This is a genomic window from Nostoc sp. (assembly GCF_035638895.1).
In the GTDB taxonomy this organism is placed as follows: domain Bacteria; phylum Cyanobacteriota; class Cyanobacteriia; order Cyanobacteriales; family Nostocaceae; genus Nostoc.
The window spans coordinates 1-10,808 of record NZ_DASQZC010000570.1 but is presented as its reverse complement, the minus strand read 5'-3'; the positions used below and the strand labels follow the sequence as shown (position 1 = coordinate 10,808).

The following is a 10,808-nucleotide window of genomic DNA, read 5'->3' as shown; positions in this document are numbered from 1 at the left end:
TATGCCATACGTTGCAGTCAAAGGCGGTGAACAGGCAATTCAAAATGCAGAAGCACTCCTGCAAAGTAGACGCAGAGGTGATCCCGCTATTCCTGAATTGACGCTAAACCAGATTGAACAACAGCTTTCCCTAGCAGTAGAACGGGTAATGTGTGAGGGTAGTTTATATGATCGGGAGTTAGCAGCCCTAGCTATTAAACAATCTTGGGGTGATTTAGTAGAAGCAATTTTCTTATTACGAGCCTATCGAACAACACTACCCCGCTTTTACTATAGCCAGCCATTAGATACCAGCAAAATGCAGATTCAGCGCCGCATTTCTGCCATTTTTAAAGATGTACCAGGAGGACAAAGGTTAGGAACTACCTTCGACTACATCCACCGCCTACTAGACTTTAAGTTGATAGCAGAAGGACAAGCCCCTACAGCACCAGAAGCAGAAGCAATTACAGAATCAGTCCCGCGTGTAATTGACACTTTAGATCGTGAAGGCTTGATGCAAGCAGAAGAGGAATTTCTTACTTCCCAATCCCCAGTCCCCAGTCCCCAGTCTCCTCAACCTTTTGACCTAACTCGTCAACCCCTAACCTTTCCTGCTGAACGGGATGCGAGACTGCAAAATCTAGCGCGTGCAGATGAGGGTTTTTTGCTATCTTTGGCATATTCTACACAGCGAGGCTATGGCAGAAACCATCCTTTTGCCGGAGAGATTCGCATGGGGGAAGTAGAAGTGATAATTTGTCCAGAAGAATTGGGATTTGAAGTAGCGATCGCAGATATTACTGTCACCGAAGTGCAAATGGTAAATCAGTTTAAAGGTAGTAAAGAATTACCTGCTCAGTTTACCCGTGGCTATGGACTCACCTTTGGTTACAACGAACGTAAAGCGATGTCGATGGCGTTAGTAGATAGAGCAATGCGTGCTGAGGAATTAGGGGAAACAATTCAAGGCCCAGCCCAAAATGTAGAGTTTGTACTTTCCCATTCCGATAATGTGGAAGCACAAGGTTTTGTCCAACACCTCAAACTTCCACACTACATCGACTTTCAAGCAGAGTTAAATCTGGTGCGGAAAATCCGAGGGCAGCAGTTAAATAATCAATCGTCATTAACTGTTACTACGGAAGAATCTCAGTCTTTGGAAAACAGTGATTTGGTTTTGGAAGAAGCGAAATGATTACAGGAATAGGCATGAAATTTTTTACTGAGGTAAGTCAGTGACAACAACTAAAAATATTCAAATATTATCAAAACCAACCAACACAAAAATTGCTATTCAAGGAGTAAATGTACTAACTTCTGATGGTTGGCTGGAAGATGCCACAGTTTTAATTGAAGATGGGCAATTTACTAGCATTGATCAGGCCAGTAGTCCTAATGAATTTCATCGGGTAAATGCTCAAGGACTCCAGATGTTGCCAGGAATTATTGACTTACACGGCGATGCTTTTGAAAGGATGATTTGCCCTCGCCCTGGAGTTAACTTTCCTCTACCAATAGCGATCGCAGATAATGACCGCAACCTCTTAGCATCGGGTATCACAACTTTTTATTGCTCAATCACCGACTCTTACGAACCAGGTTTACGCAGCCGAGATTCTGCCCGTACTTTAATTGACTTCATTTTAGGGACAGGAAAACAAGTTTTAAATTGCAATCATCGCATTCATATTAGACATGAAGAGGCAAATATCGCTGGACATGAAGAATTGTGTGATTGGATGGTATCCGGTCGTGTGCATATTTTGTCTATCAACGATCACCTACCACCCCCAGGAAATCAAAAGAGATTGAGCCGATATCTCAATAGTGTGAAGCAAAGATCATCTATGTCCATAGAAGAAATTGAAGAATTAATCAACCAAGTAACAGCACGACGACATGAAGGAGACGTGCAAATAGAACAACTGGTAGATTTAGCTCATACCTACGGTATTCCTCTCGCTTCTCACGATGATGATAGCCCAGAAAAAGTAATACTAAGTCAACAACGCCGAGTAGCGATCGCAGAATTTCCCGCTACTGTAGACTTAGCTGCTCAGTCTCGTGAATATGGTGCAGCAGTTCTCATGGGTGCGCCTAACTTAGTACGAGGTGGTTCTCACTTAGGTTTAATGAGTGTCGCTGAGGCGGTAAAAAATAACGTTATCGATTGTCTTTGCTCAGACTATCATTATCCTTCCTTGTTCTATGCACCCTTCAAACTCCAAGAATTAGGCTTGATGTCTTTTGAACAAGCGTGGTCATTAGTTTCCAGCCAACCAGCAGAGGCGGCGGGGATAAGCGATCAAAAAGGTAAAATCGCTCCCGGTTTAGATGCTGATTTCCTATTGATATCTCCTGATAATCCTTTCCCATCTGCGATCGCCGCAAGCATCGCATCTGTTTATGTAACAGGGCAAGAAGTTGCCCGATATCACATCAAATAATTATGAAACCTACCATCGAAAGCATTATTGACCTGTTCACCGAAAAAGGTTCTCAATCCTATGGTGCAGAAGCCGTCAGCCAGCTAGAACACGCCTTGCAATGTGCTAGCCTTGCTGAAATATCAGGTCAAAACCATGAATTGATTACTGCTTGCCTACTCCATGATTTAGGGCATTTAATCCATAACTTGGGAGATAATCCAGCCACCAAAGGCATAGACGATCAACATGAACATCAAGCCATTCCCTTACTACGTCAGATTTTCAGTCCCGCAGTCACACAACCAATTAGGCTTCATGTCGTCGCCAAACGCTATCTTTGCTCAGTTGTTCCTGAATATTGGGAAAGTCTCTCAGCCGCATCCAAACGCAGCTTAGAACTGCAAGGAGGCATATTTTCTCCAGAACAGGCAGAGAAATTTATTCAGCAACCCTATGCTCAAGATGCTGTGCAGTTAAGGATTTATGACGACAAAGCCAAAATTACGAATCTGCCAACACCCGATTTAAACCACTTCACCCAATTTATAACAGCCTCTTTAAATAAGCTGTCGCGCATATAAGTTGTATGTACATCTTTTCGTATGCTCTGTTAACAGTCAACAGTCATCAGTCATCAGCCTAATGAATATCTCTCCCAATCCCCAATCCCCAGAAACAGGCTTTAACTTTGCTTATTTAGACGAGCAAACAAAACGTTCTATTCGTCGCGCCTTGCTGAAAGCCGTGGCGATTCCAGGACATCAAATTCCCTTTTCTTCCAGAGAAATGCCCATGTCTTACGGCTGGGGTACTGGTGGAATTCAGGTAACAGCTGCTGTTATTGGTCAAACTGATGTTTTAAAAGTCATTGACCAAGGAGCAGACGACACCACTAACGCCGTTAATATTCGTCGCTTTTTTCAAAAAGTTTGTGGTGTAAAGACAACAGAACGCACACAAGAAGCAACTTTAATTCAGACTCGCCATCGCATACCCGAAACACCACTAAAGGAAGGACAGATTTTAGTTTATCAAGTACCGATTCCCGAACCTTTGCGCTGGCTAGAACCCTCATCTGTTGAGACAGGCAAAATGCACGCCCTGGAGGAATACGGAGCTATGTATGTCAAGCTTTACGAAGACATCACCACACATGGACATATTGCTACATCCTACGACTATCCGGTAATGGTGCATAACCGCTATTTGATGAGTCCTAGTCCGATCCCACGCTTTGATAATCCTAAAATGCAGATGAGTCCGGCATTGCAATTATTTGGTGCAGGGAGAGAAAAACGCATATATGCAATTCCACCATATACCAAAGTTAAAAGCCTCGACTTTGAAGACCATCCCTTCACCGTAGAAAAATGGGATAAAGCCTGTGAGTTATGTGGTTCTACAGAAAGCTACTTAGATGAGGTAGTGATCAACGACCAAGGGGGGCGAATGTGGATTTGCTCAGACACAGACTTTTGTAACAATTCAAAATTCAAAATTTAAAACCGATGAAACCTCTTTTACAGGTTCACCAGCTAAGTAAATCTTACGGCACAATTAAAGCGTGCGATCGCATTTCTTTTAATCTCTTTCCTGGGCAAGTTCTCGGTATTGTTGGAGAATCAGGTTCAGGTAAGTCTACCTTGCTGAGTGGAGTTGCCAATCACATTGGTGTTGACCAAGGTAATGTTACTTATACTAATCGTAGCGGTGAAGACTTAGAAATTTTTCAACTTGCGGAAGCCAAACGGCGATTGCTGATGCGAACTGAGTGGGGCTTTGTGCAGCAAAATCCCCGTGATGGTCTGCGAATGAAGGTCAGTGCTGGAGCGAATATCGGCGAACGCTTACTAGATATTGGAGTACGGCATTACGGCAATATTCGGGATGAGGCTGCCCATTGGCTACAACAAGTGGAAATTGACCCAACACGGATAGATGATCTGCCAATCCACTTTTCTGGAGGGATGCAACAAAGATTACAACTTGCCCGTGTATTGGTGACACGTCCTCGGTTGATATTAATGGACGAACCGACGGGAGGATTGGATGTGTCGGTGCAAGCGCGGTTATTAGATTTGTTGCGATCGCTTGTCCGCAATTTTAACCTCAGCGTAATTATAGTTACCCACGATATCGGCGTAGTCAGACTGCTGGCACACAGATTATTAGTTATGCAACAAGGACAGGTAGTGGAATCAGGTTTAACTGACCAAGTGCTTGATGATCCACAACATCCATACACTCAACTACTAGTCAGCGCTGCTTTAACACCGTGAGTTTCTTAACAATGCAATCATTAACTGTTAATCATCGTCCCGTAAAATTTTCTAACCAAGCACTTTTGCAAGTTGAGAATTTGCGAAAAAGTTTTACTCTGCATCAGCAAGGAGGCATTAATCTATCGGTGCTAGAAGGAGTGTCTTTGAGCGTTAATGCTGGGGAATGTATTGCTCTTTCTGGAGCATCCGGCAGTGGGAAATCTACATTTATGCGCTGTTTATATGCTAACTATCGCGTTGATAGTGGTTCAGTCTGGATAAAACATCAGGAAGACTGGGTTGATTTGTGTCAACTCGCTCCCCACGATATTTTAGCAGTCCGGCAGAAAACCATTGGATATGTCAGCCAGTTTTTGAGAGTAATTCCTAGAGTGCCAGCGTTAGAAGTTGCCGCAGAACCACTTTTGGAATTAGGGGTAGATATAGATGTGGCCTATAACAAAGTTAAAGACTTATTTCATCGCCTCCACCTCTCACAAAGACTGTGGCATCTTTCTCCTACTACTTTTTCTGGAGGCGAAAAGCAACGAGTAAATATTACTCGTGCTTTAGCAGTTGATTATCCCATTTTGCTACTAGATGAACCAACTTCAGCCTTAGACTCTACCAATCGCCAAGTAGTCATTGAACTGTTGCAAGAGAAAAAAGCTAAAGGCTGTGGCTTAATTGGCATTTTTCACGATGAAGAAGTAAGAGCGCAGCTTTGTAACCACGAATTAATTTTTAATACTTGATGGTTGACAGTTGATTGCTCAACTAGCCCAACAAAGTTTTTACCGTCACGAGTCATCACTCAACAAAGCCCTATGAATGAGCAGATTTACACTAACTATCGCCTGCAACTACCAGATCAAGAACTGCTAGGTACTTTGGTAGTGCGAGATGGATTGATTGCTGATATTCAGCCAGGGATTGTAAGTCATGGTCAAAATGGTCAGGGAGATTATCTATTACCAGGATTGATTGAGTTACACACCGATAATCTCGAACGCTGTATGTCTCCCCGTCCCGGTATTCGCTGGCCTTTAGAAGCCGCAGCAGTTTATCATGACCGAGATTTAGCCAGTGCAGGAGTAACAACAGTATGTGATGCGATCGCAATTGGTGATTTGGCAACTGTTTCTCCTCGCTTAACTAACTATGGGCCGATGATTGATGTCATCTCCCAAAGACAAGCCACTGGACGCTTTTGTGTGGAACATCGCATTCATCTGCGCTGTGAACTGGCTTTTGACAAGGTTTATGAGATTACAGCACAATACGCAGATCATCCTCTTTTATCAATGATTTCACTGATGGATCATACTCCCGGTCAACGGCAGTTTACCCGGTTGGACAAGTTTAAAGAGTATTACATGGGCAAACACGGCGTTACTTCTGACAAAATTGACGAGTTCATCATCATTCGTCAGCACCAGCAACAAATATATGCACAAAAAAATCGTATGGCTTTAGTAGAACTTACCAAAGCCAAAGCTATTTCCTTAGCAAGTCATGATGATGCTACGGTGGAACACGTCCAAGAAGCGGTTCAAGATGGAGTAGTGCTAGCTGAGTTCCCAACTACATTAGAAGCCGCCAAAGCAGCGCACAGCTTAGGATTACAAGTTTTGATGGGTGCGCCTAATTTGGTGTTAGGTGGTTCTCACTCTGGTAATGTTTCAGCTATGGAACTTGTTTTACACAATTTGGTTGATGTGATTTCTTCTGATTACGTTCCTCAAAGCTTATTGCAATCCATCTGGATCATTGCCCATAAGACTGGCAAGCCGATTTACCAAGCTATGCAATTATTTACCAGTAACCCAGCTAAAGCCATTAATCTATTTTGCGATCGCGGTAGTTTGGAGGTAGGAAAAAGAGCCGATGCGATCACTGTTCATGATGATGGCATCATACCCCGTTTGAGTGCAACTATCTGCCGAGGTGTTCGTATTTCTTAAGTTAAAAAAAATTACATATAAATGTAACCTTTATGCTTACAGTGCATCTTTAAGCATGATTAATTCTTTGCAGCAAGATTTGTGAGGCAAACTACAAACTACGGTAAGTCTATAAAAATAATGTAATTGCAAGTATGTCATAGCTACCGCAAAACCGCAAGCATTAAAATACTAAAACTCTACCGACTAACAGTATTTAATTTTGTAAAGGTATTGCTTTGCTTAACTGGCTGTGCGATAGTCTAAAAGTGAAGTAAATAATACGGTAATTTGATAAAATTACCGTACTTGAAGAACAGGAAATATTGCAGCTACTCTGACTATAGATATCATGCAGCTACTTTGGTTTATTCCAACTCACGGTGAAGGGCGCTATCTTGGTACTGCCATAGGCGGGCGGGCAGTCAACTTTGATTACTGGCGGCAGATTGCCCAAGCAGTAGATCATTTAGGTTTTACAGGGGCATTACTACCTACAGGCCGTTCATGTGAAGATGCCTGGATTTTGGCATCAACTTTGGTGACACACACCAAGCGGATGAAGTTTTTGGTGGCTATTCGTCCAGGGTTGATGTCACCGGGAGTAGCAGCACGCATGGCAGCAACCTTTGATCGCATTTCTGGTGGAAGGTTGTTGATTAACGTCGTCACCGGTGGCGATCCAGTAGAATTAGCGGGAGATGGATTGCATCTTTCCCATGACGATCGCTACAGATTAACAGATGAATTTTTAGCAGTGTGGCGGGAAATTGCAGCCGGGGAAACTGCCGATTTCCAGGGAGATTATCTGAATATTCAAAGTGGTAAGCTGTTATTTCCCACAGTCCAGAAACCTCATCCGCCTCTGTGGTTTGGAGGTTCTTCCCCGATTGCTCAAGAAATTGCAGCCAAACACGTAGATGTATATTTAACTTGGGGCGAACCACCACAACAAGTTGCCCAAAAGATTACCTCTGTACGCCGACTAGCAGCAGCCCAAGGGAGAACATTACGTTTTGGGATTCGTCTCCACGTGATTGTGCGGGAGACTGAAAGCCAAGCGTGGAATGCAGCTAACAATTTGATTCGCTACGTAGATGATTCGGCGATCGCCAAAGCCCAACAAGCCTACGCCCGCATGGATTCCGAAGGGCAACAGCGGATGAAAGAATTACACAACGGTTCTCGTGCAGCCTTAGAAATTAGCCCGAATTTATGGGCAGGAATTGGTTTAGTCCGTGGTGGTGCTGGCACAGCTTTAGTAGGCGATCCCGATACCGTTGCTCAGAGAATGCGGGAATATCAAGAAATAGGTATCGATACCTTTATCTTCTCTGGTTATCCTCATCTAGAAGAAGCATATCGGGTAGCAGAATTACTTTTCCCTCGTTTACCTCTAGACAATCAGCCAACACTAGAACCACAACTATTGAGTCCCTTTGGCGAGGTTGTAGCCAACCAAGAATTCCCCAAACAACAAATCGCCACCGTAGATTAAAAAACTCCGCGTAACTCCCCGTTTCCCTCTGCGTTCCAAAATCTTCAAAGGACTAACTTACCATGACACAAATATTAGCTGTAGCCGGCAGTCCCTCTCATCCCTCAAGAACCTACGCCATTCTTGAACAAGCCGCTAAAAGCCTATCGCAGCAAGGATTAAATCTAGATATCATCTCAGTGCGAGATATACCTGCCGAAGACTTAGCTTATGGACGTTACAATAGTGCTGCTTTAGAAAAACCAAAAGCACTTCTAGAAAAAGCAAGTGGTGTAATTATCGCTACACCTATATATAAAGCGGCCTATACAGGTGTACTGAAAGCATTTCTAGATTTATTACCCCAAAAAGCTTTGGCAGGGAAAGTTGTGCTACCTGTAGCTACAGGTGGGACAATCGCTCATTTATTCTCAGTAGAGTATGCCTTAAAACCTGTGTTATCTGAATTAGGCGCACGGCATATATTGAGTACAGTGTACGCAGTCGATCAGCAAATTCAAATCCAGCCAGATGGTAGCGTGCAACTTGATGAAGAAATAAACCAAAGATTGCAAGATGTCCTCAAAGAGTTTGCTCTAGCGCTGAATCATTCCCAGAATGCTGCCAAAGAATTTACCCATGCTGGGTAGTTAATCAGAGTTACCCTTACTCCCTTCTCACTAGCAGCCGGGTGATTTCTACCCATCTGCTATTTTTTATTTACTGGAGTTTAGCCATGCAAAAAGACCCAGCAAGGCTGAGTTAATCAGAGACTTAGCAAGCCCTATGAATAATCTTGAGTATTAAACCATAACTGATAGTTGTTTGCGTGGTGGTGTTACTGTTTTCTTAACAATTGGGCATCGGTTTTTACGGTGACGCTTCCATGAAACTGCATCAAAGACAATTGCCTGAGCTATCCAACACTTTTAAATAGCTTTTAAAGCTGTAGTCCTTATTCCACATAGCTTATAGCTTTTCTTAGTGCCATTCGTTCTAGGCGTTTTTCTAATACACCAGATACTCTGACTAAATCCCCGGCTTGTTGATAGCTCATCCGCAACACATCAGTTTTAATCCCACTACCTGATGCACTTATAGTAGTAGCAGATGTTTCTGCTTGCTGGGTATTTGTCTTACAACTATTCAGGGTAAATGCAGTTGATAAACCTAACAAGTTTGCTGTACCAAGCTGGATAAAACGGCGGCGAGTGTTAAATATTCTAGTCATACGTGAAATGAAATAGGATGTTTTAAAATGACCACGATTCGACGCTCAAAACTATCCTGTTTGCAGTTCGGAGGCATTTTGATTATTGGCTTCTACAGGTAAGAATCCACCTGCCTGCATTTTCCATAACCTGTAGTAAGCACCACGGCGTGCCAGCAGTTTGGTATGAGTGCCATCTTCGATAATGCGCCCTTGGTCAAATACTAAAATGCGGTCTAAATGGGCAATAGTAGAAAGTCGATGAGCCACCACGATGACTGTTTTTCCATCCATCGCTAAATCTAGAGTGTCTTGGATCGCTTTTTCGGTGATGGAATCGAGGCTGGAGGTAGCTTCATCTAGAATCAGGATCGGCGCATCTTTGAGAATTACCCGCGCGATCGCAATCCTTTGTCTTTGCCCTCCAGAAAGTTTCACACCACGTTCGCCCACCAAAGAATCATACCCTTCCTTAATCTGCACGATAAAATCGTGAGCATAGGCCTGGCGTGCTGCCTCGACCACTTCCTCGTTACTGGCATCGAGTCGTCCATAACGAATATTTTCTATTAATGTCCGATGGAATAGAGACGGATCTTGAGGAATCAAGCTGATCTGGGAGTGTAGGGCATCTTGCGTCATGTCTCGAATATCTACCCCATCAATGAGAATCTGTCCCGATTGGGGGTCGAATTGACGCAAAATCAGATTCACGAAGCTGGATTTCCCTGAGCCAGAGAAGCCAACCAGTCCGACACGTTGTCCTGGTTGGATCGTTATAGAGAGGTTGTCGAATACTTTTTTCCCAAGGGAGTAGCTAAAATTTACTTGCCGAAACTCAATTTGTCCCTGAGTGATTGAGTGGGCGATCGCATTATCCCGATCAATGATCTCGTGGGGTTGAACAATAGTGAAGACACCATTGGCAATATTGCCGATATGTTCAAATATTTCTAAAAACCGTTTACTTAAATTACGGGCTTCACTGATGATTAACAGTGACAAGCTAGTTGCCACAACAAAATCAGCGGCGGTGATTTTCCCCTGACTCCAAAGTGAGAGTGAGTAATACAAAGTGCCAATTTTCAGGATTGCTGCTGAAATATACTGAAACCAACGGATGCGCTCCGAGTACCAGTTGGATTTTCTCACCTCTTTGAGTTCGTCCCTTAATTGCTCATTTAAATAGCGTCGTTCAAAACCCAGGCGAGCAAACAGTCGGCTACTATTGAGGTTTGTTACTGAGTCTACGATGATACCAGTTGTTTCACTTCTTGCTGCTGCGGCTTTGCGGGAGTAAATTCGGCAGCGAGTTGCCAGCCAAAACGAAATACTGATGAACAGAACTGCCCACGCTCCCACGAGTGCAGCCAGAGGAGGATAGGCGCGATACAGTAACATCGTGGCGACGATATACACGATAATTACTGCCATAAATTCACTAATCAGCATTTGCATTGTTTGGGTAACGCCCAAAGAAGTTTCGCTGATGCGATGTGCCAATGA

The 10,808-nt window shown here is 43.5% G+C and carries 11 protein-coding genes; 9 read left to right on the top strand and 2 right to left on the bottom strand.

Annotation, left to right across the window (positions count from 1 at the left end):
- Nucleotide 1 precedes the first annotated feature (1 nt).
- The 9 genes from VE944_RS28190 (at nt 2) to ssuE (ending at nt 8,742) form a co-directional block, all read left to right on the top strand.
- Nucleotides 2-1,177 carry a carbon-phosphorus lyase complex subunit gene (locus tag VE944_RS28190; RefSeq protein ID WP_324985174.1) on the top strand — a complete coding sequence of 392 codons (1,176 nt, stop codon included), beginning with the start codon at nt 2-4 and terminating at the stop codon, nt 1,175-1,177.
- 40 nt (nt 1,178-1,217) lie between these two features.
- On the top strand, nt 1,218-2,429 hold the full coding sequence (locus VE944_RS28185; RefSeq protein ID WP_324985171.1) for an alpha-D-ribose 1-methylphosphonate 5-triphosphate diphosphatase: 1,212 nt from the start codon (nt 1,218-1,220) through the stop codon (nt 2,427-2,429).
- Between the two features lie 2 nt (nt 2,430-2,431).
- Complete coding sequence (locus VE944_RS28180) at nt 2,432-2,992, top strand: phosphonate degradation HD-domain oxygenase (protein ID WP_324985168.1); 561 nt, start codon at nt 2,432-2,434, stop codon at nt 2,990-2,992.
- Between the two features lie 61 nt (nt 2,993-3,053).
- Complete coding sequence (locus VE944_RS28175; protein ID WP_324985165.1) at nt 3,054-3,914, top strand: alpha-D-ribose 1-methylphosphonate 5-phosphate C-P-lyase PhnJ; 861 nt, start codon at nt 3,054-3,056, stop codon at nt 3,912-3,914.
- Nucleotides 3,915-3,919: 5 nt separating this feature from the next.
- Nucleotides 3,920-4,690: a phosphonate C-P lyase system protein PhnK gene (phnK, locus tag VE944_RS28170; RefSeq protein WP_324985162.1), complete on the top strand. Its 771-nt coding sequence runs from the start codon at nt 3,920-3,922 to the stop codon at nt 4,688-4,690.
- Nucleotides 4,691-4,701: 11 nt separating this feature from the next.
- On the top strand, nt 4,702-5,427 hold the full coding sequence (phnL, locus tag VE944_RS28165; RefSeq protein ID WP_324985160.1) for a phosphonate C-P lyase system protein PhnL: 726 nt from the start codon (nt 4,702-4,704) through the stop codon (nt 5,425-5,427).
- A gap of 72 nt (nt 5,428-5,499) precedes the next feature.
- Nucleotides 5,500-6,636 (top strand): phosphonate metabolism protein PhnM, encoded by a 1,137-nt coding sequence (phnM, locus tag VE944_RS28160; RefSeq protein WP_324985157.1) that lies wholly within the window; start codon nt 5,500-5,502, stop codon nt 6,634-6,636.
- A gap of 331 nt (nt 6,637-6,967) precedes the next feature.
- Entirely contained in the window at nt 6,968-8,113 is a 1,146-nt protein-coding gene (gene ssuD / locus VE944_RS28155; protein WP_324985154.1) for an FMNH2-dependent alkanesulfonate monooxygenase, read from the top strand.
- 62 nt (nt 8,114-8,175) lie between these two features.
- Complete coding sequence (gene ssuE, locus VE944_RS28150) at nt 8,176-8,742, top strand: NADPH-dependent FMN reductase (RefSeq protein ID WP_324985151.1); 567 nt, start codon at nt 8,176-8,178, stop codon at nt 8,740-8,742.
- A 305-nt stretch (nt 8,743-9,047) separates the two neighbouring features.
- On the opposite strand, the gene VE944_RS28145 is transcribed toward ssuE, so the two are convergent.
- Together VE944_RS28145 and VE944_RS28140 are read right to left on the bottom strand one after the other, a co-directional pair.
- A complete protein-coding gene (locus VE944_RS28145; protein WP_324985148.1) occupies nt 9,048-9,323 on the bottom strand; it encodes a hypothetical protein in 276 nt (91 codons plus the stop codon).
- Between the two features lie 51 nt (nt 9,324-9,374).
- On the bottom strand, nt 9,375-10,808 hold a 1,434-nt coding region (locus tag VE944_RS28140; protein ID WP_324985145.1), incomplete at its 5' end, for an ABC transporter ATP-binding protein.